23 protein-coding genes are annotated in these 23699 nt (G+C 39.5%); 5 read left to right on the top strand and 18 right to left on the bottom strand.

Going from position 1 to position 23699, the window contains the following annotated elements:
- Positions 1-355: 355 nt before the first annotated feature.
- The 3 genes from AS888_RS04585 to AS888_RS04595 form a co-directional block, all read right to left on the bottom strand.
- Positions 356-562: a hypothetical protein gene (locus AS888_RS04585; protein WP_061140984.1), complete on the bottom strand. Its 207-nt coding sequence runs from the start codon at positions 560-562 to the stop codon at positions 356-358.
- Positions 563-599: 37 nt separating this feature from the next.
- Entirely contained in the window at positions 600-1193 is a 594-nt protein-coding gene (locus AS888_RS04590) for a hypothetical protein (protein WP_061140985.1), read from the bottom strand.
- 726 nt (positions 1194-1919) lie between these two features.
- Entirely contained in the window at positions 1920-2477 is a 558-nt protein-coding gene (locus tag AS888_RS04595; RefSeq protein WP_061140986.1) for a TetR/AcrR family transcriptional regulator, read from the bottom strand.
- Between the two features lie 111 nt (positions 2478-2588).
- Here AS888_RS04595 and AS888_RS04600 point away from each other — a divergent pair, with 111 nt between their 5' ends.
- Positions 2589-3422: an alpha/beta hydrolase gene (locus AS888_RS04600; RefSeq protein ID WP_061140987.1), complete on the top strand. Its 834-nt coding sequence runs from the start codon at positions 2589-2591 to the stop codon at positions 3420-3422.
- 20 nt (positions 3423-3442) lie between these two features.
- Complete coding sequence (locus AS888_RS04605; RefSeq protein WP_061140988.1) at positions 3443-4390, top strand: amidohydrolase family protein; 948 nt, start codon at positions 3443-3445, stop codon at positions 4388-4390.
- Between the two features lie 487 nt (positions 4391-4877).
- On the opposite strand, the gene AS888_RS04615 is transcribed toward AS888_RS04605, so the two are convergent.
- A complete protein-coding gene (locus AS888_RS04615) occupies positions 4878-5690 on the bottom strand; it encodes an alpha/beta fold hydrolase (protein WP_061140990.1) in 813 nt (270 codons plus the stop codon).
- Positions 5691-6037: 347 nt separating this feature from the next.
- On the opposite strand from AS888_RS04615, the gene AS888_RS04620 reads away from it, so the two are divergent.
- Positions 6038-7441, top strand: coding sequence for a DUF2254 domain-containing protein (locus AS888_RS04620; RefSeq protein ID WP_260320114.1), 1404 nt, complete (start codon positions 6038-6040; stop codon positions 7439-7441).
- Positions 7442-7877: 436 nt separating this feature from the next.
- On the opposite strand, the gene AS888_RS04625 is transcribed toward AS888_RS04620, so the two are convergent.
- The 3 genes from AS888_RS04625 to AS888_RS04640 form a co-directional block, all read right to left on the bottom strand.
- Positions 7878-8402 (bottom strand): HPP family protein, encoded by a 525-nt coding sequence (locus AS888_RS04625; RefSeq protein ID WP_061141074.1) that lies wholly within the window; start codon positions 8400-8402, stop codon positions 7878-7880.
- Between the two features lie 588 nt (positions 8403-8990).
- Positions 8991-9368, bottom strand: a complete 378-nt coding sequence (locus AS888_RS04630) for a hypothetical protein (protein ID WP_061140991.1) — start codon at positions 9366-9368, stop codon at positions 8991-8993.
- Between the two features lie 603 nt (positions 9369-9971).
- The gene (locus AS888_RS04640) at positions 9972-10826 is read right to left on the bottom strand and encodes a helix-turn-helix transcriptional regulator (protein WP_061140993.1); all 855 of its coding nucleotides are present in this window, start codon (positions 10824-10826) and stop codon (positions 9972-9974) included.
- A gap of 120 nt (positions 10827-10946) precedes the next feature.
- On the opposite strand from AS888_RS04640, the gene fabF reads away from it, so the two are divergent.
- On the top strand, positions 10947-12182 hold the full coding sequence (gene fabF / locus AS888_RS04645) for a beta-ketoacyl-ACP synthase II (RefSeq protein ID WP_061140994.1): 1236 nt from the start codon (positions 10947-10949) through the stop codon (positions 12180-12182).
- A 299-nt stretch (positions 12183-12481) separates the two neighbouring features.
- On the opposite strand, the gene AS888_RS04650 is transcribed toward fabF, so the two are convergent.
- Both AS888_RS04650 and AS888_RS04655 read right to left on the bottom strand, forming a co-directional pair.
- Positions 12482-13360 (bottom strand): DMT family transporter, encoded by an 879-nt coding sequence (locus tag AS888_RS04650; protein ID WP_061140995.1) that lies wholly within the window; start codon positions 13358-13360, stop codon positions 12482-12484.
- A 42-nt stretch (positions 13361-13402) separates the two neighbouring features.
- Entirely contained in the window at positions 13403-13951 is a 549-nt protein-coding gene (locus AS888_RS04655; RefSeq protein ID WP_061140996.1) for a flavodoxin family protein, read from the bottom strand.
- A 142-nt stretch (positions 13952-14093) separates the two neighbouring features.
- On the opposite strand from AS888_RS04655, the gene AS888_RS04660 reads away from it, so the two are divergent.
- Positions 14094-14993 carry a LysR family transcriptional regulator gene (locus tag AS888_RS04660; protein WP_061140997.1) on the top strand — a complete coding sequence of 300 codons (900 nt, stop codon included), beginning with the start codon at positions 14094-14096 and terminating at the stop codon, positions 14991-14993.
- A 338-nt stretch (positions 14994-15331) separates the two neighbouring features.
- Here the strand turns inward: AS888_RS04660 and map are convergent, their stop codons facing one another.
- The 9 genes from map to qoxA all read right to left on the bottom strand — a co-directional run bounded on the left by map (position 15332) and on the right by qoxA (position 23653).
- Positions 15332-16072 carry a type I methionyl aminopeptidase gene (map, locus tag AS888_RS04665; RefSeq protein WP_061140998.1) on the bottom strand — a complete coding sequence of 247 codons (741 nt, stop codon included), beginning with the start codon at positions 16070-16072 and terminating at the stop codon, positions 15332-15334.
- Between the two features lie 264 nt (positions 16073-16336).
- A complete protein-coding gene (locus AS888_RS04670) occupies positions 16337-17383 on the bottom strand; it encodes an SDR family oxidoreductase (protein WP_061140999.1) in 1047 nt (348 codons plus the stop codon).
- Between the two features lie 294 nt (positions 17384-17677).
- Complete coding sequence (locus tag AS888_RS04675; RefSeq protein ID WP_061141000.1) at positions 17678-18175, bottom strand: LURP-one-related/scramblase family protein; 498 nt, start codon at positions 18173-18175, stop codon at positions 17678-17680.
- Positions 18176-18340: 165 nt separating this feature from the next.
- Positions 18341-18922: a cysteine hydrolase family protein gene (locus AS888_RS04680; protein ID WP_061141001.1), complete on the bottom strand. Its 582-nt coding sequence runs from the start codon at positions 18920-18922 to the stop codon at positions 18341-18343.
- 304 nt (positions 18923-19226) lie between these two features.
- Positions 19227-19532: a DUF2642 domain-containing protein gene (locus tag AS888_RS04685; RefSeq protein WP_081092314.1), complete on the bottom strand. Its 306-nt coding sequence runs from the start codon at positions 19530-19532 to the stop codon at positions 19227-19229.
- A 296-nt stretch (positions 19533-19828) separates the two neighbouring features.
- Positions 19829-20116, bottom strand: coding sequence for a cytochrome aa3 quinol oxidase subunit IV (gene qoxD / locus AS888_RS04690; RefSeq protein WP_061141003.1), 288 nt, complete (start codon positions 20114-20116; stop codon positions 19829-19831).
- A 2-nt stretch (positions 20117-20118) separates the two neighbouring features.
- Positions 20119-20715, bottom strand: a complete 597-nt coding sequence (gene qoxC / locus AS888_RS04695; protein WP_061141004.1) for a cytochrome aa3 quinol oxidase subunit III — start codon at positions 20713-20715, stop codon at positions 20119-20121.
- Positions 20712-22661, bottom strand: a complete 1950-nt coding sequence (qoxB, locus tag AS888_RS04700) for a cytochrome aa3 quinol oxidase subunit I (RefSeq protein ID WP_061141005.1) — start codon at positions 22659-22661, stop codon at positions 20712-20714. Before qoxB ends, qoxC begins: the two co-directional genes overlap by 4 nt.
- A 50-nt stretch (positions 22662-22711) precedes the next feature.
- Positions 22712-23653 carry a cytochrome aa3 quinol oxidase subunit II gene (qoxA, locus tag AS888_RS04705; protein ID WP_061141006.1) on the bottom strand — a complete coding sequence of 314 codons (942 nt, stop codon included), beginning with the start codon at positions 23651-23653 and terminating at the stop codon, positions 22712-22714.
- Between the last annotated feature and the right edge of the window lie 46 nt (positions 23654-23699).

A 23699-nucleotide genomic window follows, 5' to 3' on the forward strand; every position in this document is an offset into this window, starting at 1 on the left:
TAAAAATCGTTTTCAGTTTCACTTTTTCAACGGTCCTGCCCCTGTTGTTCCATAAGAAAAGAACTGCCGAAGCAATTCCCTGATTGATGAATAAGAACAGTTTTTACAATGTCATTACATTCACAGTAACGATTATTGCTAGTGAAGCCCATACAAGAAAAAGGATTGCAGCAAGATGCTGGGATGCTTCGTCTTTTATTGCTTTTATAAATGTTAATATAAAGCTATATCCAATAATGAAAAATAAAATTGCATATAAGAAAAACAATAGATACATTCCTTTCGTTATACGTTAGATCTATAATGCTTGCAGCAGAAACTGTATGATAAAATATGACGCGAAAAACAAAAATTATTAGGAGCCTGCTGCCATAGCCATTCCGATGATTATTAGAAGGAAACCTAACAAAATCACGCCACTGCCTAATGAAAAAATGAAATCAAATACAAATGAAATGGTACTAAATGTTTTATTTTTATATGTTTTTGCTACATTAACAAAATAAAAGATAGCCAAAACAATAAGAAGTAAACCCACTAAAGATAATAATGACCAAATCATATGAACACTCTCCACAAACTTTGAATTTTAAATGACTCTAATCTGTTATAGCCTTAGTTTGAACAGAGTTACATAACCTAGGATCAGAAAGTAACTGTGTTAATTCGCTTAAATATAAATAATGTTTATCGCATTGTGAGGAATTAGGTATTCTTTCACCCTTATTCATCATTTCTAACATTGGAGAGGAAAGAAGAACTTCAACGATAAGTAAATCCGGTTCTGCTAAGTTCATTTTGAAGCCTGCAAATACATCTTCTTGTTTTATGTCTTTAACAGTTTGAATTAGACTTTGTAACTTAGTAACACTAATCGTTAATTTTATTAAAGGAAAACATCTTACCGTAGGGTTTTTTACTATCTTTCTATTCCTATAATCATAAACGAAATAAAACTTATCCTGATATTGATTCCGTTTTTTTAATTCATTAGTTAGTAAGTAATATTGGTCAGTAAGTCCAGTTGATAATTGAGATTCTTCTACCCCTACCATTAACGTCAGAATTTCTGGGGAAGAAATTGATATCGTGGTTATTGAGTTTTTTGATATTTTGGAGTTATATTCCATTAATTCACTTAGCTGAGGATTCGATAACTCACCTGCATGGATTCCTATCAGGTATTGATTCATATTCTACACACTCCTTTTATAATTACTAAGTAAATACGATATAAAAAAAAAAAATCCTTCTTCATCACAACTCCCCCTTTAGTTCCAATCGAGTAGAGGGAAAATAAATGTATTATTTTCGCCCCTCTCACAACACCGTACATACGGTTCGCGTATACGGCGTTTCAATTTATATCACAGTGTGTACTTTTAGATAATGTTCTAAAGCAGAGGGGACTCCCCTCTGCTTTAGTCTTTTGTTTGAAATTGCTCTTTGTACAACTTTAGATAATCCTATGTCTGCTGACTTCTTGCGATAAACCTTTTTCGACTGTACATCCGTACATCCGCAAGACCTCCCAGGGTAAGACACCTATCTTTCCTCTTTTACTCGCCTGATTTATTCTACAAAGTTACGCACATCTTTTGGACTTTAACTTATTTAGGAGTTTCATCCCTTTATAAAGCCTTAGTATCAGATTCCTGTTCGTCGAGCCAAGATTTTATTCCACGCTTCCTCCAGCCCTTACCTCACGATAAGTACCTTGCGCTTCCTTAGTGGTTGGTCGATGTGTCCCCCCACAGTGTACCTAGATAGATGCCATGCCTGGCACACTAAAAAAAAGGAACCTCTAGGGAGATTCCTAAATTAATCATCTTTACGGCTGAATTATCAATATTTCCTGATAGCCGTAGACATCCCTCGGATTTGGGAGGGTGTGCCGATTTACCTGTCTTTTTGTCCTTTTAAAATAATGAAAATAATCGTTCGATGTTCTCTTCAAAGTTTTGTTGAATATTTACTTTTTTCGGTGCAATTCCATTATTCATGAGTTGCAAATGTCCAAGTACGTAACTCAGAAAAATTTGTACATTTTGCTCAATCATTGATTCATCTTTTGTAATGGGTTTAATAACTTCAACTAATATGTTATGCAGCTTTTCCATTTGCTGTGAAACTGCATCGGTATCACTGAATTCAGCAAGTCCACCAACCATATCTGGAAATGTGAGTCTGGATTGTGAATATGAAATCACGCAGAACGCGAATTTACGTAACGCGTCTTTACCTGAGTACGCTAATAATTCATGGTAAATCAATTCGACCAAGCCTTTTAGGTAGATGGCTACAACTCCACTTTTTAAATCCTCCAGATTACTTACATATCGATACATCGACTGCGGCTGAATGGATAATGAACGGGCTAACCCATTGTAGGTCAGTTTAATAAATCCCATTTCACTACTGATTTTCAAACCTTCTTCTAGCACAATTTCTCTTGATAAACTAATTCGCTTTGTCATAATTCCATCCTTCTTTAATTTTGTCGCTTGACTAACTCATACCATGAGTATATAGTTGGTGACATGAGTTAGCAAGGAGTTTTAAATATATTTTTAAAGGAGCGATTTGCAATGAGTATTCTACAGGTTAATGGTGCCAATTTATATTATGAAAAAATTGGTCAAGGTCCTGTTATCATCTTGATTCCAGGAGCTAATGGCACTGGAGATATTTATGTCAAAACAGCTGGTCTTTTACAAGAACAGTATACGGTTGTAACTTATGACCGCCGCGGCTATGGACAGAGTGAATTAACAACCCCATTGCCGAAAGATGCCCAGAATCCACACAGCACTTACCGTCTTGAAACCGACGCTAATGATGTAGCAGCATTAGCAAAACACCTTACTGATGAACCGATATATATTTTGGGCAGCAGTTCCGGTGCAATTGTCGCTATGGAAACCTTGCAAGACTATCCTGAGATTGTAAAAAAAGTCGCTTTCCACGAACCGCCAATCAACTCATTTTTGCCTGATTCATCGGATTGGGCAGCCATGAATGAAAAAATAGTTGAAACTTTCCAGACAGAGGGAATGGCGGCAGCCATGAAACTATTCGGCGAAGCGCTGCATATCGCTCCTATGGATGCCAAAATGATGGCTAAACCAGCTGTTTCGCTCGAAAATATAGATAACCCCGTTGTTAAAGGAATGGCCGATTGGTTCAAATATGAAATTCTCCAATACACCAGTCGTAAAATTGATTTAAACAAAATGGCAGAGCAAAAAGAAAAAATCATCTTATTTAATGGTACGGATTCAGTGGGTTCATTCCCTCAAGATGTTGTCAGAGACTTGTCCGAGAAGCTTGATTTACCTATTCACTCCATTGCTGGCGCCCATTTAGGCTATGCACAAAAGCCCCAGGAATTTGCTCAAACTGTAAAAGAAGTATTTTTTTAACGTAGAAAGGGATGAAATAGATGAACTATTCAAAAATTGACTTCCATGCTCATTATCTTTCTCCCGGGTATAAGCATTTTTTAAAAACGCAATTCAATGATATGGGGGATGGAGTGAAAACTCCAGAATATTCAATTGATTTGACGCTGGAAACTATGGATAAAACAAACATAGATTATTCGGTGATTTCAATTTCGTCACCACACATTAATACGGGAGAAATGAACAGTACGATCGAGTTAGCCGCAGAGGTCAATAACTATGCGGCTGAACAGCAGCGAAAATACCCCAAACAGATCGGCTTTTTGGCTTCTCTACCGCTTCCGCATATTGAAGCTAGTTTAGCGACGATCGAGCTAGCTCTAACCGAACAACATGCGACCGGTTTTACATTACCCACCAACTCCCGTGGGGTATACCTGGGTGACCCGCTTCTTGACCCCATTATGGAATCATTGAATGAACATCATGCCATTGTCGCATTGCATCCCAATGAGCCTGGTAAGTATGACACAAAAATTGCGGGTCAAATTCCAACTCCAATTATGGAATTTTTCTTTGATACGACACGCACTGTATTAAACATGTTGCAAAATGGGATTTTCGTCCGCTATCCCCATATTAACTTCATTATCCCACATGCTGGCGCAGTCCTCCCCATTATTGCAAGTCGTGTGAAACTGGCGCAAGTGTTGAATCCAGATTTGACCGATGAACAAGTGGATATTATGGCTGTCATGCGCTCGCAATATTTCGACGTCGCGGGTATCGTTCTTCCCCAACAACTGCCAGTCTTGCTTGACTTAGTCGATCAGGATAAGCTGCTGTACGCTTCCGACACACCGTACACACCAACCAAATTTGTGATTAGTTTGGCTGAACAACTTGAACAAACGGGTATATTATCAGATGCAGTGAAGCAAAAAATGTTCAAAACCAATGCATATAGATTGCTGAATTTGGAGTAGGTTATACCTATTGAATATACCTTTGCTTGTGACGGTTTTTCTATTTACCTCTCCCTTGAATTAGGATTTTTAATAAAAAAAGGTGATGCGTTTTGACTTCCAGCATCATCCCTTAAACACCTGTGAACAAAAGGAAGACGATCAGATGTAAGAGAATCATACGTTTAAGAAGGCTAACGTACCCATATGTTCATTAAGAAAAGCCGTCCGTATGGAACAATCCTGCGCCTTTGGTTCCGTAAGAAAAAACGTTGCCGCAGCAACCTTCCTTAGTAAGCACCTGGTAGTTCAAAGCATTCATGCCATTTTGGGCAAAGTCCGAACTATTACGGTCTTTTTTTTATGAACCGGTTTATCATTCCACAAAAAAAGAACTGGCTAATATCAGTTCCATTTTAGAAATTCTTGCACGTTTGGTTTTACCCAGCGATCTTAAGCTAAAAATACAATTGCCTTATTTCCTTCAGGTTACAATCCTTCACGAACATTAACGCAGTACCTCGTGTAGCCTCTCAGCAAACTCCTTATGAAGCTCTGAATTGTAACCTCCATGGTGCCCGGGGAACTCCACAAAATTTGTTCCTAGTTGTTCCGCTAAGGCTACCGAGCATCCATAAGTGAAAAATTCTCGTGAAGCTATCCCACCGGCTGGAAGTACCTGCATCGCCGAAGATTTTATTGCAGTTTTCAATGTATCGATATCTAATGAATAGTTTATAATCCCCGGGATTTCATGTTCAACAAAATACGTTGAATTACTTAACAGACGCTTTGGTATCGCATCCTTCGATTGGTCGGAATTACTTGTATCCCTTTCCGAATTGGACAATAACTTCAAGACCTCACTTTGATGATTCTTCTTAAGGGATTCCAAGAATTGCTTTGCCTGTACGAGCTCATTGCCGGTTAATAATTGCAATAAGACTGGTTCGTGTGGTATCAATATTCGTATTTGCTCCGGGTGGCGCTTGGATAACTCGAGTCCGATGACTGCACCAGAGCTGCTTCCAAATACGTACGCCGGTTCATCAGTCAATGTAGCTAGCAGACGGTGAGCGTCGTCGCTATGCGTCTTCACGCGGAAATTCTCAGTTTGATTGAAGAGACTGCTGCGGGAATGTCCACGGCGGTCATAGGTAACAACTGTATACCGGTCAGCAAGATTGTCTGCGACATATTGGAATTTATCCGCGTCTCCACCTCCACCATGTATCATCAAAAGTAGAGGACCAGAGCCACGTACTTCATAATGGAGGGTCGCCCCAGACACTGCCAAAGTCCCGTTCCTAGTCCCAATCATTTATAACTCCCCTCTCCTATTTTTCTATTTTCCCCTTTAACATTACCTATATCTCGATGGCATAATTCTATATATTCTTGAATAACATTTGAAATTCCTTCTTCAACTAACCTCCCCGATAGTTCATGAAGAAGGAATCAAAAATATCCGTCTCGATGATCCATTTTATTCAATAAATAAGCGATGTATTGAATCCGGATTTTCAGGTTGATTACGTTTCCATGTCATTTTGGAATAAACTGTTTAAAGATGGGGAGGATTAGGTAATACATAGATAGTGTTCCTTAGAACTTGTTGGAAAATTAGCTTTATGCCTTGAATTTTTTACTGAAAGGAGATATATGAATGTGGGTAAAATTAATTCTTTTGATAAGATAAAGAAATTTAGAACGATGTCAAATAGGGAATTATCTCATATTATTCAATCTAATTTATGGTATACGCCTGTTATATATGTATTTATCTCCTTTCTATTGGTAGGTGCTGCATTAACGGCAGACTATCAATATGAGTTAGGAAAAAATATGATCACTATTTATGCGGTGGATTATAGTCTAACTCAAGCCATTGTCGGTACGCTTACAGCAGCCACTTTGACATTAACTACGTTTACATTTAACTTGGTTCTGGTCGTTTTCACGACATTTTCCGGACAGTTTTCGCCACGCATGTTGAAAAATTTCATTGCAAGTAAAGCCACCCAACGTGTGCTTGGGATTTTTACAGCAAGTTTTTTCTACATGCTATTATGTTATCTATTCCTAAATAAGGATCTTGCACAATATTATTTTGCAGTACCTGTTTTAGCCACGATAATAGCTGCATTATCTATAGGAACGTTTGTCTTTTTCATTCATCATGCGGTCAATTGGCTGCAGGTTAACCAAATGACTTATGACATGAAAAAAGAAGCGTTAAGCATTGTAAAAAGTACGTTAGAAGATGAAATGGATCCATATAAAGTAAAAGATATAAGTACCATTAAAGGCCCAATATCCGAGAGTAAGGAATTTACTATTACTGCAAGGAAATCTGGTTATATTCAACTCGTGGATTATATTACCATGGTTAATGAAGCTCAAAAAGATGGCATCGTTATTCGGTTGGAATATACAATTGGAAGTTATGTTTTCGAATCAACGCCTATCTTATCCTATTGGAAAAAAAACGCGAAGGAAATAGATGAACTAAAGTATCTTTCGCTTTTTAGTATCAAAAGGAGGCAATCTGAAGTTCAAGATATTGAATTCAGTATCAACAAACTAGTAGAAGTTGCGATTAGGTCCATAGGTAATTATGATCCCAAAACAGCTACAAATGCAATCTATCAAATTGGTGAGGTACTTGCTTCCATTTCACGCAAATCCAATTTTTCTAATTACTTAATAGATGAAAATAATAATCTGCGCGTGATTTTACAGGAAAGGGATTTTAACCATTATCTTTATCATGGTTTTGGTTATATCAGACATTATGCTAAAGAAAATGTAATTGTGGCAACTGAAATTTTAAAAGTGTTAGCTTTAATGGCTAAATCCCTTAATCCACGTGACTATAAAGCCATTTGGGAGTTTGGAGTGTTTACTGCAAGTGGATTCGAGAACCTTTTTTTATTTAAACTGGACCACCAGCAATTTCACCATGCGCTATCTAATCTTGCTGTTTCGACAAAGCATGAAAAAGAGTATGAAGAGTTCTTGAAACAAAGAAAAAAAATAGGATTAAATACCAATTCAACTAAACCCGAGTGATGAAATGCAACTGATCGTATATTAGTTTTGCAGCAGGAAACACCACCAGTGCACTCAGCTTGGTGGTATTTTTACTATTCATAGGCGCTAACGTACCCGTTAGTTCTATCAGACTTATCGCAGAGCCGATACAAACAGTGTGGAATGGGATGTTATCAATGAAGAGTAGAGATAAAGTGAAGCAACGGGCAGAGATGACTTGCTCAATAAAACCACCCCTCAGTATTTTGAAGAAGACAATGGGTTGCATACTTATGAATCCGAATGTCCTGGTATTTTCAGTGAAGAAGAGAAGTGAAACTATTTCAAGAATCGTAATTCATACGCTAAGGATGAATTACGAAACCTGTAACCTGTGGGGAATTTTATCTTTACAGATTATTTTTTTAAAATACAAATGGAGAAAAACGGTGGTTTATTCTTTAATTCTATACTTTTATATCCAAAAAACAGGATATTTTCTATCACTTCGTAAATTATTGATTAATAATGCCATCAGCACAATAATAATGGATCCAGTCAATACTGTCGTAAATAAATAATTCCATGTATAAGAGCCAAGTATTACAATGATTGGGTCTGCCCCAGCGGGAGGATGGGTTGTTTTGGTTAACATCATCAAACTGATAGCTAATCCAACTCCCAAGGCCAGAGACCATGGTTCGTTTCCAATTAGATGATAAACAAGTAATCCTATTAAAGTTGAAATGAAGTGTCCGCCTATGATATTTCTAGGTTGTGATAAAGGAGAATTCCAAAGGCCGAATGCTAATACACAACTTGCACCAAATGAAGCTATTAACAATGGAGTGTATGTAAAGCGTGTCAATAATCCTAGAATAAAAATAGTAATAGCCCCACCCATAAATCCAGTTATAACATCCTTCGTATTTACTTTCAGAGGACTCTTTCCTTTTCCCCTCATTTTCATTAGATAATGAGGGATGTTTTGTTGAGCCATTTCTTCTGCTTGCTCCTTTTTTGCTGCATTTCCTTCTGTAATCAAATTATGTTCCTCCTTGCTAAAAAAAAAACTATCCACTGATTATATTACAAAACTTGATCTTGTAGGTGAAACAAAACCACCTAAACCCCATGCCAATTTTAACCGAATCAACCAGTATCCGATATGATTTCCATTCAATTATATGGCCCAAAAGAGAGCTATGATCACAGCTGATGCACCCGTTACTTCAATTGTATGAAATAATTTAACAAGAATCCTCTTCCCTAGTGGATTGAGGGAGCCTTATGAGAAAATTACGCATAGTTTTTTTTATTTTTGGTTATAGCTGCCTATCATTCCCCACATATAGAGTAATATATTGTTTTCCACAGTATATTACCTTGTTCAATTATCCTGCACCGTTAGTGCAGCTTTCCTAACTTCTGTAGTCTTTCTTAATTTTGAATTCTGGACGATGTAAAAGGTTTATATATTGAATGATTTTCTGCATAAAAAAAGGCTGAAGTGAAAATCCTTCAGCCTAAAACAACTTATATAGTAACAGGAATATTCATGTGTTTACGCATTCCTTCAGTTAGTGAATTAATCATAAAAGATTAAATGCATATCACTGTTGGTCCTTGATTTCGCAAAAAATTCTGCTTCATTTCCTCCATCAACAAAGCTGCCAATACTACGGAAAATACCACATTCGCCTCGATCTAAATATCTTACCCCTACATAATCATTATAACTGTCAGGATCATACTCCCATAATTCAACTTTTAACTTACCGGCTGGGCCCACGTAAGAATCCCGACAAATCTTATAATCACCACCAGTAGAAGCAAACTGATCACTTTCAGCACCATTAGAAAAAAGAGATTGTTCTCCTAAGTAATCCCAGCCGCTTGCAAATGTAGCAGAAGGGAACAACAACGCAGCCGCCAATACCAAGACACTCATTCTAAACTTTTTCATGATTAATCCTCCTCCCTTATTCTCAATTGGAAAATTCTTCTACATCCAATCTTAATCGATTTTTTTTATATTATCATCTATCCAAAGATTCACTTTTTCAGGAAAAGTTTTTTCATTATCCACTACTTCATGCAGCTTTCGCAAAAAAGAAAAAAGCCTGAAGTATTCTCACTCCAGGCTTTTGTTCACCGAATCCTTATATAGTAAATCAACTAATCAGTAAGATTAAAAATCATCATAAAGACAGCGGCATATATACCTATTGCTCCATAGGTGGCTAAAGCCCAAAAAAGACCGGTGCCAGGAGTTTTAATAAACCTGTAGAAAATATATCCTTCAGTCAAAAAAAATAAGACAACTAAGAGTGTGGCTAGAATAGGATACACATCGAACAAACAGGTCACTCCTTCACAAGTAATTTATTTTAGTATGGTGAATGTAAAAGAACTTTATTCATAGAAGGAACACTGCACTATATGTAACGATCCCACCCTGTTAGTTCCATAAGGAAAAGCTGCCGTAAAGATATTGCCGATTTTACGTTCCGTATCTATTGCTCAGAAAAAAAAGGCTTAGGTTAGATTTTTCACCACAGTAACTCGTTTATGAACCTTCAATGGAGATTTTCTTCATTAATCGTTTTAATTTATCTTCAGTGGCTGTTCCATCTGCTGGTGTATAGATACTGCACCTTAAGTCCATGTCCCCCTGGACTTGAAGGGAAGTTAAATTGAACAGCATCTTACCGGCTTTGGCATGTCTAAATTCAATCATCATTTCCGGTGCTCTGCTCACTTGACTTTCTTGCCATAAAGATTGAAATTCCGGATGAGAAACGCTCATTTCTTTAATAAATAGGTTATACCATTCATCTCCTACGTAGTGACCATAATAGGCACGGAAAATGGAAAGAAACCCCTTAACGAAATGCTCCCAATTCACAGCTAATGTTTTTAATTCTTTTCTTGTAAAGATTAGGCGGATCAAATTTCGTTGGTCAGCTGGAAGTTGTTCAAAATCCAAAAATACATGAGCTGCAGCATTGTTCCAGCCTACAATATGACAATGTCGATCGGTAATGATAGTAGGACAGTACATCAGCTCGGCTAAAATTCTTTCCAAGGAAGGACTCAGTTTTGGCTGATCCTTCTTTCGATCAATAATGGGTGATTTCACTTCTAAAGCTAAATCATATAGATACGCTCGTTCATCATGATTTAATTGCAGAGCTGTAGATATACAATCCAATACGCTTGTGGAGACCTTTATATCCCGGCCTTGCTCCAGCCACGTATACCAAGTGGTACTAACTCCCGCCAAATGTGCAACTTCTTCTCTTCGTAAGCCAGGTGTTCTTCTCCGTGTACCAGCAGGTATACCGATAGATTCTGGCTTTATTTGGGATCGCTTCGTTTTTAAAAATGAAGACAATGCGTCAAGTCTGTTTTTATCATCCATTTCAATAACCTCCATCATAGCGTTTAACCTAGTAGTCATTATACCAGGATAAACACTCACTTGTAATAGGATAACGTCGAAGTATAATACAAGTATACTATTCATTTGGAGTGATGAAAAATGGAAAGAGTCGTTATTACCGGAATGGGCGTAGTCTCTCCCCTTGGAAACAACGTAGAAAAATTTTGGGGAAATCTGACCGAAGGGAAGTCGGGAATTTCCTCAATTGATACATTTGACGTCAGCAATCATAAAGCAAAAATTGCCGGAATCGTTCGTGATTTCAATGCAGATGACACTTTAGGAAAAAATGAAGCCCGACGTCTGGACCGCTTTTCTCAATTTGCTTTGGCAGCCGCTGAACAAGCTTGGACTGATTCCAATTTAAAGATGGATGAGATCAATCCTGAAAGACTTGGCGTATATGTGGGTTCGGGGATAGGGGGCATCGAAACATTTATCGAGAATGTGGATACTCTGCGGACGAAAGGTCCAAGACGGGTTAGTCCAACCTTGGTACCAGCCATGATTTCAAATGCAGCTGCAGCTCAAATTAGTATAAGATGGAACGCAATGGGACCTACCATGTCACCTGTTTCCGCTTGTGCGATTGGAAATACCGCTATAGGTGAAGCATTCAGACTTATTCGCTATGGGGAAGCAGATGCCGTTTTTGCAGGAGGAGCAGAGGCAGCTATTACAGATTTATCTTTGGCTAGCTTTGGTAATGCTACAGCCTTATCAACGAGAAACGATGATCCAACTAAAGCCAGCCGTCCTTTTGATGTAAAACGCGATGGATTTGTCATGTCAGAAGGAGCAGGAATTTTAATTTTGGAATCTTTGTCTCACGCTTTACGTAGAAATGCAAATATTCATGCAGAGGTGATTGGGTATGGTGCCAGTTCTGATGCCTATCATATGGTAGCTACACACCCGGAAGGTAAAGGAGCCTATCTTGCCATGAAAATGGCATTGAAAAATGCAAAAATTTCTCCTGAAGAGATTGATGTTATCAGCGCCCATGCAACAAGTACAGAAGTGGGCGATCGCTCTGAGACACTGGCCATTAAAAAACTATTTGAATCAAACGCGTACCAGATCCCAATAACAGCTAATAAATCCATGCTTGGTCACATGCTAGGAGCAGCTGGTGGCGTGGAAGCAATTGCTTTGGCGAAAAGTTTAAAGGAAGGAATCATTCCTCCAACCATCAACTTAGAAAATCCTGATTCATTATGCGATTTGGATTATGTACCAGGTGTTGCGCGTAAAGTGGAAATACGTACTGGTCTATCCAATTCATTTGGCTTTGGAGGTCATAATGCAGCCATCGTTTTAAAAAAATACGAGTGAATTAGTTGCTACAATGAGTTCTTATCTAACAGTAAAGACAAAAAAAGCCCTTTTTTCTTCTATGAAGGGCTTTCTTCTTGTTCTTAAACATGTCTTTTTACGAACGGCAGAACCCATGCCCTGCCGCCCATTTCAGAAATTTTCCCGTTATGACCCAACCTGAATGGTCGATAGTTTATTTTTTAGCTGATTATTTAAAAATTCAAGAAATACTCTTTGAGATTTTCCCTGTTTATCATTCTTTTTACCCGCATTGTACGTTGTAAAATCCTCAAGGTCATGCAGTAGATAAGAACGCTTTAAACTTTCGCCTCTTCAATTAAAGGGTGTTTTTGAGATGTGGAGTTTGCCAAGAATACACCAGCTAAAATGAGCAAAGCACCAAGATAACCTTGTATCCCCATATTTTCATACAGAAAAACAAATGCAAATATAGCTGAAAAAATCGGTTCCAGTGAAAAAAGAAAACCAGTACTTTCAGGTGATGTGTACTTTTGGGCAATTGGCTGCATAACAAAGCCATAAGCAGTGCAAATGAGTGCTAGACCGAGAATCGCTAACCAATCCATAACTTCGTTTGGTAAAGCTGGCGTTTCAAAAATAAAATTTCCAATTATTGCATAAAAGCAAGCAAATCCGAGTTGGCAAATTCCAAGCAGCAGGGCATCAACCTGGCGGACAAAGCTGTTTATTAAGATGATATATATCGCATATAGCAATGCGGCGACCAAGCAATATAGCGACCCCATCGAAAAAGTTAAATCATCTTTAATAATAAGTAGAGCTAAGCCAACGGAAACGATGATCACTCCATAAATGATGTTTTTATGAGGCAATTTTCGTATAAGGAATGTCCGCAAGATAGGTACCAGAATAACCGTTGAACTTGTCAAAAAACCTGCTGTAGAAGCGGTTGTCGTTTTCATTCCATACATAAGGGTAATGAAGATCCCACACAGTAAAGCTCCAACGATGGCACTATATGTTAACATGGCAATATTGGTATGGATCAATTTTTTGGAGAATATCGCCACCATCACGATAAATGCGATTCCAAATCGCAGCGCTACAGTTGTGAATGGAGAGATCGTGTCAGCACAAAGTTTCATAAAGACATAAGATGTCCCCCACCCCATAGAAACAGTGACTAATAGTAAGTTTGCCTGTTTTTGTGTCATAATCAGTTTTAACCTTTCGAGTAACCGATTTTTTGTTTAATTTCAGCTGCTTTCAATTAATGTATTTCGAATTTGCGCAGCTGCGGAAAATGCATTTTTGTCTTGGATTACTTCCTCAGGCTTGTTTCCATTTCCAAGAATATATCCCGCAAATTCAATTCCCATAAAATCGAATATGTGATTAAACTGCTGAATCATAGGCAGGCCTTTAATGGTAGGTTCGTCTCCTCCAACAGCAATCACAAATGCTTTTTTGGAAGCCATCCGGTTCTTGAAATCAGGATACTTGGGGTCCCGTAAAGTTTGTGACCATCGATCGATAAAGTTTTTCATTGTTCCTGACATGCTATACCAATAAATTGGAGTAGCGAATATTAGTATGTCACATGGCAGGATCCGTTCGATTATGGAATTATACTCATCACTTCTGTCCTGAAATCCATCCTTTGAATGACGCATGTCCATGATTGGTTTGATGTTATAGTCTTTTAAGTAAAACTTTTCTGTAGCGATACCTTCAATTAAGTATTCTGTCAAAATCTCCGTATTGCCATCGGGACGGGTCCCGCCATAGATCACTGCTATGTTCATTTATGATTTCTCCCTTCAACTATCCTCAGTTCTTTTTTTGTTGTTTCTTCAATACGTATATCTTATAGTTAATTTAATAATCGATAAAGCTAATTATTTCGATTGATTCAATCGAAAAAAATGATTACAAAGAGGCGTAAACATGGATATTAAACAATTGATTACTTTTAAACATGCCGCAGAAAATTTGAACTTTACCCAGACTGCGAAAATCTTGAATTTTGCACAATCAAGTGTAACTGCCCAAATTAAAGCTCTTGAAGATGAAATTGGCAAACCCTTATTTGAACGCCTAGGAAAACGATTGATCTTAACAGAGGCTGGGCACCATTTTAAGTTATATACAGAAAAAATGATAAAATTAAGTAACGAAGCGATTATGGCTGTGAACGTCGAAGAAGAGCCAACTGGAACCTTAATCATAGGTGCCCAGGAGAGCCAGTGTACCTATCGCTTACCTCCCATTCTTAAAGAGTTCAAGGCAGCCTTCCCCAAGGTTAAGCTCGTGTTTAAGCCTGCCATTTCTGACGAATTGGCGAGAAAACACCTTATGGAGGGTTTATTGGATATTGCTTTTATTATGGATATAAGTAAGCCTGAGGGTTCATTACGAGTGGAGCAACTAATCAAAGAGGAATTCAGGCTGGTCACAGCATTAAACCACCCCAAAACATTTCTCTCACTGGATGACCTTAAGGACGAGACTCTTTTACTTACGGAAACGGGATGTTCTTATAGGATCATGTTCGAAGAATTCCTTCAATCAGCGGGAGTATACCCTCTGGATAAAATAGAATTTAGCAGTATCGAGGCAATCAAACAATGTGTAATAGCAGGTTTAGGAGTAGCATTATTACCGGAGATGGTAGTCAAAAAAGATATTAAAGAAGGTAGAATGAAGGAACTGCCATGGAAGGGTGCCGAATCTTCCCTTTTCACCCAAATTGCCTGGCATAAGGATAAAAGAATGACACCCCCTTTAGAGGCATTCATTAATCTAACTCGTACTATTTTTTTATCCAATGACCACATCAGTTCATAGTTGTCGTGCCCCTTCTCCCTATTAATGTATGGAGCTATCTCCTATACTCTTTGTTTTTGTCATACTTTCACATGATGCAACTGTCTATTTGATGGTTGCTTTTTGGTGTACGAAAAATCCTTCTTTCTAGCAGCGGAATAGTTAAGGGACGATACCCTTAGTTGAAGAATCCCTTAAGTTACTCAATATAGTCCTACATTTCCTTCAGCTGCCCCGTTAGTTCCATAAGGAAAGGAGCTGCCATAAGCAACTCCTTCATTACGTGGGTTTATGCATTTATTAGATGCGCGGTAAGTGAGCTACTTTATGTTTACGCGTCTTTTCCGTCCATGCTTGACTTAAAGGGTGACAATAATGGGACCATTTTTAGTAAGGATAATCGTATGTTCGATTTGAGCTACATAGCTTTTTTCTGTTGCATAGGTCCAATCGTCTTCTTTTTGGAATACTTCTTCTTCAGAGGTCGAGATAAATGGTTCGAATGCGATAACCATCCCTTCCTTTAATATTTCATTATCCCATGGATCATAATAATTACAAATATGGGCAGGCGCTTCGTGTATTTTGCGTCCAACACCATGTCCTGTAAGGTTTTTGATCACAGTGAATCCCTGCTGTCTCGCTGTTTCGAATACTGCTTTTCCGATTCTGCTTTTTTTGGCACCGGGTTTTGCTTTCTTAAGACCTGCTTCAAATGCCATTTTAGCAACTTCGCATAATTTCGTTAATACCTCTTCTCCTTCTCCTACGACGAATGAGATTCCTGTATCTGCGAAATAACCGTTCTTTGATGCAGATACATCGATATTCACAAGATCCCCTTCCTGAATAACCCGTTGACCAGGAATACCATGTGCCACTTCATCATTAACACTGATGCACGTATAGCCAGGAAAATCATATTCACCTTTTGGAGCTGAAACTGCCCCTGCTTTTTCCAAAAGTTCTCCAGCTATCTCATCAAGTTCTTTGGTCGTAATGCCAGGAATTGTTCTTTGTACCAATTCATCTCTGATGGAGGCAATAATTTTACCGATTTCCTTCAAACCATTAAAATCTTCTTCTGTTTTTGCTATCATTTTTTACCTACCTCATTATCTTTTATCATCAATAACCTATATACGTATTAATTGTACCTTAATTTTATCCAAAAATAAAAGCACTGTAAATTATTCGGGACAATACCCTCAGCTTCAATTTTTCTTCGATCAAGGGATGGGCCGCAATAGGGATCTAGTACATATGACTGCCCCGTTCCTCCCAACAGAAAAAGCTGCCCTAAGACAGCTCCGATCCGCAGCTAGTAATCCACTATTAGATGGGCATGGTGGTCATCCCCCCCATCACAATGTTTCCTTTTTTTCTTTTTGGAACCAAGCCGCTAGCAGTTCTTGTTCTTTTTCTCGTGATATCCCTGTTTTTCTTTCTGTATCCTGTCTCGTTTGCTCCCATTGATACACATCATAAATAGTATCTTCAAGAGGACGGAAGGTAAGACCAGCGTTAATGGATTTTGCGATATTGATGGAGAAAGATCCTTTCCACGGTTCTGTTTCTCCTTCTAACGGGAAGTGTTCAGGAATCCAAAAAGGCATTTCCGTCCACGGCTTTATTTTGTGCTCTACTATGAATTGTTCTTCTGCCCACACCATTTCGGTATCGCTGTTGGTGACGGCTTTACAGGTGTTCAATAGCTCTTTCATTGTCAATTTATCATTCGGACCTGTTACATTGAACGTGCCTTTTTTTCTGCTTTCTGCCATATTGAATACCCATGTTGCTACATCCTTAACGTCAATCAATTGAACAGGACGATCTGAACGCCCCGGCGCCAATACTTTTCCGCCTTGGGCCACACGCTGAACCCAGTACGAGAGCCGATCCGTATAGTCAAACGGTCCGACAAGCAGCCCCGCTCTTAAATGCAACACACGCCCTGGCCAATGCGTTTCTGCTTCTGCTTCACAAAGTACCTTCAACGCACCGTAATACTCATAGGGAGAAATTCGCCCTTCCTCAACGTCTTTCAACTTATCAACAGGCGGCATCGGCTGTAAATGATAGTCTTCCGTAATATGGAGGGGAATCCAATCCTTATAAAGAGAGATGCTTGAGATATATGTATAATGTTCGACGTTATCCCCAAGCACAGCCGCGATTTTTTTGATTTGATGCGGAGCTAATCCGCAGGTATCGATGACAACATCCCATTTCCGGTTTTCCAGAAGCGAAACATCACCGTCTCTATCACCAGTTAACTGCTCCACCTCAGGAAACACCTCTTTATTGGTACCGCGATTGAATAATGTAATTTCGTGACCTCTTTTCAATGCTTCTTTTACCAATGCTTTTCCTAAAAAACGAGTGCCCCCTAATATTAGGACCTTCATAGTTTTCCCCCATTCCCTTTAATAGAGTGTAAAAAACCTTTCACTTTACTAACGGTTTTCCTCCTAAAAAAGATATGGTGGGTAAAAAAATTTATTCCCTTTTATTTATTAAAAGAGGCGTCCAATGGTTCGGGATTAACCAGTCTGCCTCATCTAATATTCGCCAGTTATAACAGGTCCGTTTCTCCCAAGCTCCGATGATTTTACTTGAAACGTTTTGGTTTTAAAACAACACGCTTACGAAAAGAGCCTAAATTAGAAGCTGCCCTAAGACAGCTCCTCCTTCAGCCTTCTTTAATTCGATGCTGCTGATGAAGCAGCTGCTTGATCTGCCTTCACACAATCTATTGCTACAACGAGTGCAATCATAATGGTTTCCATCTCTTCATCCATGATTTGAACCTTGTAGCTATCGCCCCATGTGAACCACTCCTTGCCGACTTTTCCTACGGTTTTGCCGTGCTGTAAAACTTGAAAATCCATATCCCACCAACTGCCCTGTACTTCAATGCCTGCCGCTTCTATTGTATATCGTGCTTTTAAGAAGGAAAATTCCTTCTTTATCGTCATTACCTCCCGGCCATTCACCTCAACGAAAAACTTTGGTAAAAAGCTGAACACCTTTTTCGTAATGAGTGCGACTTCCTCTCTTGCTGTATTCATGATGGAGAAAGTCTTTGGAACTTGCATAAAACTTCCTTCCACGTAATAAATATCCTTCTCCTGCTGATCCTTTACCGTAAATTTCCCGCTAAGACTGAATACCTTCTGCTTTATATAAAGCTGCTTCATACTTATGCCTCCCAACCTAGAGTCTTTAACATGACTTACGTTTGAAATGGGCATTGGTTCCAATCTTATGCAAATCGCCCAAGCTCAAAGCGCACCCCTCACCTTTCCTGCCCTTTCAATTCCATAAGAAAAAGCTGCCAGATGACAGCTCAGGTCCTCAGCTACTCACACATTAGTTGGAGATGATGCTTCTCGGTAATGATCGTGAAGAGGGTTGAATAGTTCTTCATCGGCATTTCTCACAATGGAGAAATTGTCTACATTATAGTGACCGTGAAGGATTTCATTATGATGAAGGATTATTTGCTTTGCAGATAGGTTTTTGGAATCTGACGTAGAATGTCCATCACCAACCAATGTTACGTCAAAATGATTGATTGTTGCTGTTCTAACAGCTGAATCAATGCAATGTTCCGTTTTACATCCCATCATTACAATATGGTTTACATCGTTTTCTCTTAAATGTTGGTGTAAGGGCGTGCCATAAAAGCAATTTGTGGCAGCTTTATCAAATATGATGGCAGTTGATGGCACCCTAATATCCCTGTGTATCTGAAATCCAGGTCCTTCTCCATTTGAAACATCTATATCTCTTATAAAAACGACGGAAATCCCCTCATTTATCGCTTTTTCAATTACAGCATTCAGGTTATTAACAAGCTTTTCTTTCTCGTAGACGCCTTGTTCTTCTTTATTGCCTTCTATTAAATCCTGTTGGGCATCGATGATCAGTAATGTTTGTTTCAATATATTTCCCCCTAAAGTGATCAGTAGTCGTTTTTTTCCCCACTCATCATTGAATGTCAGCTCTTTATATTTTCGCCAAAAGATTTACTGATACCTTCTTGTAATCTGGGAAAAAGGGGAACTATCCAATGCTTCATCATGCTCGTTTACCTCGGAGGTTTCAATGAGTTTATTCCACTTCCCCAGCTGTGCCGCTGCTAATTTCGATCAGCACGATGAACGGTATGTATAGACTGTTGATGCATAAAAGACTACGTACAATCCGAACAGCGAGGATACAGTAAAAAAGCGTCCTAAGACGCGGTTAAGGCTTACCAGTGTAGTAGACAATATGTTGATGGCGAATATGGTAATTTATATTTCCGATAGTGAGTTGAATGTGGTCAATGGCAACTCCTGTTAATTTTCCTTCTAATGCCCCCATTGTTGTGGCGACGACAATGGTCTTTTCTAAATTCATAAGTAAATGATCTAAAAAAACAGGTTCGGTAGGTATCGTATAAGTCGGCGATACATTTTTCATCATGGTGGGAAAACCGCTTGAATACGCATAATGCCCAGGCGGCAATATCTCACGATAAGCATTATTTGGTGGACTTTGCATTTTCATTTCACTCCTTTCAGTTAATATATGCCGATTTCATGCGGTTAATAACTGATGGCTGTTTTTGCATGGCTTTGTTGCTTTGCATCAAGTGATCGGGTGGTCGATTTCCAGGAGTCCGCTTAAATCGTTTCGTTCGAAAAACAAAAAGAGCCTAACTAATGCATCGTTCCTGCCCCGTTAGTTCCATAAGAAAAGGAGCTGCTGATCAGCTCCTGGTAAATGAGGTAACACATCCTATTTCATTGATCTTTCAACTTCCGACCTTTTCCTGAGCTTTGCATACCAGCATGCGTTTCCTCTCAATAAGTCCAACCCCAGATCATACATAGGATTGTACCGACGACAGTGATGATAGCCAGGAATATAGCGCAATACAAAGTCATGAAAATCGATTTGCTATCATCCGTTTCACGGGCATGCATGAACACCACTAGTTGAACAGCTGCTTGGATGAATGCTGTCAATATAAAAATCGTCATTCCCATCGCTTTTGACATATTGAAGAAGTAAACCAAAAGAGCGACAAACGTCAAGAGCAATGAAAATACAAAACCCCATACTTGTTTAGCCGGGAATAATTCCTTCATGTTCAGGTCATTCCTTTCATGTAGATAAACGTGAAGATGAAAATCCAAACGATGTCCAAGAAATGCCAGTAAAGAGAGAAAATGAAGGATTTATTGGCTGTTTCCGGTGTCAATCCGCGTTTTTTCACTTGCAGGATAATAAATGAACCCCAGAAAAGTCCTAATGTGACATGCGCTCCATGTGTCCCTAATGTTGTAAAGAGCACCGATGTGAAGGCACTGGTTTGCAGCGTAGCTCCTTCGTGATAATACGTAATGAACTCCGTGATTTCAAACCCCAGGAACCCTAGTCCAAGAAGGAGAGTGATTACGAAGAAAGTCAACATGGCTTTCTTGTTGCCGAGACGCATGGCGTGAATGCCAAGTCCGATGACAAAACTGCTTGTCAAGAGCAGGAAAGTTTCAGCAAGGACCGGAGTGATTTCAAAGATTTTCGCTCCAGCCGGGCCGTTACCGGTACGATCCACCAATGTAAAATAAGAGGCAAAGAGTGTTGCAAAAAGCATAATTTCGGCACCCAGGAAAATCCAGAAGCCTAAAATATTCAGCCGATTTTGTTCCGTGCTATATTCAAGAGGCTGCGAGTGATCGATCTTCATTTATTGACACCCCCGTATTTTGCTTCCGTCTCTTTAATTTCTTCTACAGAAATGTAATGGCCATGATCTATTTCGAATGAACGAAGGGCCATGCAAACAAAGATGCCGATTAACCCAATGATCGCAAGAAACCAGATGCTGAATATTAACGCAAACCCAAAGACAAAGAAGATACAGGATAGGATGAACGGTCCGCCGCTGTTATTGGGCATATGGATTTTTTCATAGTCACCCTTGAATAATTCAACCCCTTTATATTTGGCATCCCAAAACGCTTCCCTTGAGTTCACTTGCGGAATGATCGCAAAGTTATATTCCGGGACTGGATTATGAGTGGCCCATTCAAGGGAACGCGCATCCCACGGATCACCACCAACATCCTTTGGCGCATGGCGAATGCTATAGTAAACCGTATAAACGATTATAAAGAAGCTGATGGCCATAAGTACTGTACCGATAAACGTAACCATATTCCATGGTCCGAAACCAGTCGATTCAGAGTATGTGTATATCCGGCGTGCTTGACCATCCAACCCCGTGATATACATCGGGAAGAATGCCAAGCAAAAACCGATGGTCAAAAACCAGAACGCCCATTTCCCAAGCCTCTCATTCAGCATGAAACCGAACATTTTCGGCCAGTAGTAAGTGGCGGCACCAAGCACGGCGAATACTACTCCCGGAATGATGACATTGTGGAAGTGAGCCACTAAAAACATGGTATTGTGATATTGATAATCCGCGGCTGACATCGCCAGCATGACCCCGGTAACGCCACCGATCGTGAAAAGCGGGATGAAGCCGATCGAATAAAGCATCGGTACGGTAAATCTGATTCTGCCTCTCCACATCGTGAGCAACCAGTTGAAGATCTTGATCCCGGTCGGAATGGCAATCACCATCGTCGTGATCGAGAAAATGCTATTGACATAGGCTGCTTGCCCCATTGTAAAGAAATGGTGCGTCCAGACGAAAAATGAATAGATCGAGATGAACACCATCGAAGCCACCATTGATCGATAGCCATAAAGGTTACGACGTGAAAAGGTTGGGATAATCTCACTGAATAGACCAAATGCCGGCAGGATCAGGATGTATACTTCAGGATGTCCCCAAACCCAGAACAAGTTAGCCCAAAGCATGTCCATTCCGCCGTCGGTCATCGTGAAAAACTTGGTGGCGAATAGTCGATCCATCGTCCCCATGATCAGCGCCACTGTTAATACAGGGAAGGCGAAAATGATGATGACGCTTGTGACTAAAGAAGACCAAGTAAACATCGGCAATCTCATTAATGTCATGCCGGGCGCCCTCATCTTAAGGATGGTCGTCAAAAAGTTGATCCCCGTCATTAACGTCCCAATTCCGGCAATTTGAATGGCAATCATATAATAATTCGTTCCAACATGCGGACTGAACTCATTGCCTGCAAGCGGGAAATAAGAAGACCACCCCGCATCGGGTGAGCCGCCGATTACAAATGAGATGTTGAATAGCATCGCCCCCATAAAAAATAACCAGAAGCTTATCGCATTCAGACGAGGGAATGCTACATCCCGGGCTCCAATTTGTAATGGCACGACGAAATTCATCAAGGCCATGATGTATGGCATCGCCATAAAGAGAATCATCACGACCCCGTGTGTAGAAAAAATTTCATTATAGTGCTGTGAATCCAATAATTTGTTATCCGGTATGGCAAGTTGCGCACGCATCATCACGGCATCTACCCCACCACGGAATAGCATCAGCAAAGCAGCGATCAAATACATGATGCCTATTCTTTTATGATCGACCGTCGTCAGCCAGCCACTCCATAAATAAAACCATTTCTTAAAGTGGGTTAAACCAAAAATGATCAAGAGAACAGTAACACCAATGGCTACCATTGATGTGTAGATGACTGGACTAGGATTAGGTATAAGAAATCTAGTGAAGAACCCCATACTGTTATGTTTCCTTTCTAACCATATTTTTCATGAGAGGGACCAGGAAATCATTCATGATTGTGTTCTGGCTTTTCATTACCATCATTTGTTTTATGATCATGTTCCATATGGTCGCCTTTTGAATTCGCATCAGAATTACTAGAGCCATGATGATGTCCAGCATTTTCACCTTCCGGCGCTGGTGAGAAGCCCAAGTGAGTTCCCGTAAAGGTCAACTGCCCTGTGTGACCCGGTTTTAATAATTGATTGAATTTTTCTTCCGTGATGGGTTTCGCAGTTGCTTTCACTTCCTTGACCCATTCATCAAACTTATCTTGAGACACCGCTTCGACATGGAACATATTCTCAGCGAATCCCTTCCCGCTAAAGTTCGCATTCCGTCCCATCATTTCCCCTGATTCGTCCGCTGCCAAGTGCAAGGTGGTCACCATGTTGGACATGGCATATTTTTGACCGCCAAGTTGCGGAACCCAGAAACTCGTGATCGGGCCGAAAGAATAGAGTTTGAATTCGAGTGGTCGATTTGTCGGGATATACAAATAGTTCACGGTCTCGATATCGTTTTCTGGATAACTGAAATGCCACTTCCAGTCAGATGTCGAAGCGTAAATCACCAATGGATCTTGACCTTTGTACTCTTCCGGAGTGGCTTCCACTTTATTGTTGGAAATGACGGAAACAACGGAGAAGAAAATGACGATTAATATCGGCACCCCAACAATGATCGATTCAACGACATGGTTCCCTTCAATGTAGGGTGGTTCATAGTCTTTAGGCAGTTTATCGTCACGGTATTTCGCTAACACATAAACTAAAAAAACACAAACAATAATGACGATAACCGCCATGATCGCAATGGATAGCCATATCACATTGGCTTGCGTTTGGGCCTGAGGTCCTTTAGGATCTAAAACCGCTAATCGGTCACAGCCAGAAAGCACATGAACTAAGGCAGAAAGAATAGCCAATAAAACCCATTTTATTTTCATATATGTATCCTTTCTTTTAAGATTTCATTTCTAAGTTATCCACAAT

The sequence above is a fragment of the Peribacillus simplex genome, assembly GCF_001542915.1.
GTDB lineage: Bacteria > Bacillota > Bacilli > Bacillales > DSM-1321 > Peribacillus > Peribacillus simplex_B.

Coding starts and splice junctions, on each gene's coding strand:
- map (WP_061140998.1), bottom strand. CDS start 16,072: ATGATAGCAAAAACAGAAGAAGATTTTAATGGTTTGAAGGAAATCGGT.
- qoxA (WP_061141006.1), bottom strand. CDS start 23,653: ATGAAAATAAAATGGGTTTTATTGGCTATTCTTTCTGCCTTAGTTCAT.
- AS888_RS04685 (WP_081092314.1), bottom strand. CDS start 19,532: ATGAAAATGCAAAGTCCACCAAATAATGCTTATCGTGAGATATTGCCG.
- AS888_RS04625 (WP_061141074.1), bottom strand. CDS start 8,402: ATGGCTCAACAAAACATCCCTCATTATCTAATGAAAATGAGGGGAAAA.
- qoxD (WP_061141003.1), bottom strand. CDS start 20,116: ATGAAGGAATTATTCCCGGCTAAACAAGTATGGGGTTTTGTATTTTCA.
- AS888_RS04615 (WP_061140990.1), bottom strand. CDS start 5,690: ATGATTGGGACTAGGAACGGGACTTTGGCAGTGTCTGGGGCGACCCTC.
- AS888_RS04670 (WP_061140999.1), bottom strand. CDS start 17,383: ATGAAGGTCCTAATATTAGGGGGCACTCGTTTTTTAGGAAAAGCATTG.
- AS888_RS04640 (WP_061140993.1), bottom strand. CDS start 10,826: ATGGATGATAAAAACAGACTTGACGCATTGTCTTCATTTTTAAAAACG.
- fabF (WP_061140994.1), top strand. CDS start 10,947: ATGGAAAGAGTCGTTATTACCGGAATGGGCGTAGTCTCTCCCCTTGGA.
- AS888_RS04660 (WP_061140997.1), top strand. CDS start 14,094: ATGGATATTAAACAATTGATTACTTTTAAACATGCCGCAGAAAATTTG.
- AS888_RS04595 (WP_061140986.1), bottom strand. CDS start 2,477: ATGACAAAGCGAATTAGTTTATCAAGAGAAATTGTGCTAGAAGAAGGT.
- AS888_RS04655 (WP_061140996.1), bottom strand. CDS start 13,951: ATGAACATAGCAGTGATCTATGGCGGGACCCGTCCCGATGGCAATACG.
- qoxC (WP_061141004.1), bottom strand. CDS start 20,715: ATGAAGATCGATCACTCGCAGCCTCTTGAATATAGCACGGAACAAAAT.
- qoxB (WP_061141005.1), bottom strand. CDS start 22,661: ATGGGGTTCTTCACTAGATTTCTTATACCTAATCCTAGTCCAGTCATC.
- AS888_RS04600 (WP_061140987.1), top strand. CDS start 2,589: ATGAGTATTCTACAGGTTAATGGTGCCAATTTATATTATGAAAAAATT.
- AS888_RS04650 (WP_061140995.1), bottom strand. CDS start 13,360: ATGACACAAAAACAGGCAAACTTACTATTAGTCACTGTTTCTATGGGG.
- AS888_RS04590 (WP_061140985.1), bottom strand. CDS start 1,193: ATGAATCAATACCTGATAGGAATCCATGCAGGTGAGTTATCGAATCCT.
- AS888_RS04675 (WP_061141000.1), bottom strand. CDS start 18,175: ATGAAGCAGCTTTATATAAAGCAGAAGGTATTCAGTCTTAGCGGGAAA.
- AS888_RS04630 (WP_061140991.1), bottom strand. CDS start 9,368: ATGAAAAAGTTTAGAATGAGTGTCTTGGTATTGGCGGCTGCGTTGTTG.
- AS888_RS04585 (WP_061140984.1), bottom strand. CDS start 562: ATGATTTGGTCATTATTATCTTTAGTGGGTTTACTTCTTATTGTTTTG.
- AS888_RS04605 (WP_061140988.1), top strand. CDS start 3,443: ATGAACTATTCAAAAATTGACTTCCATGCTCATTATCTTTCTCCCGGG.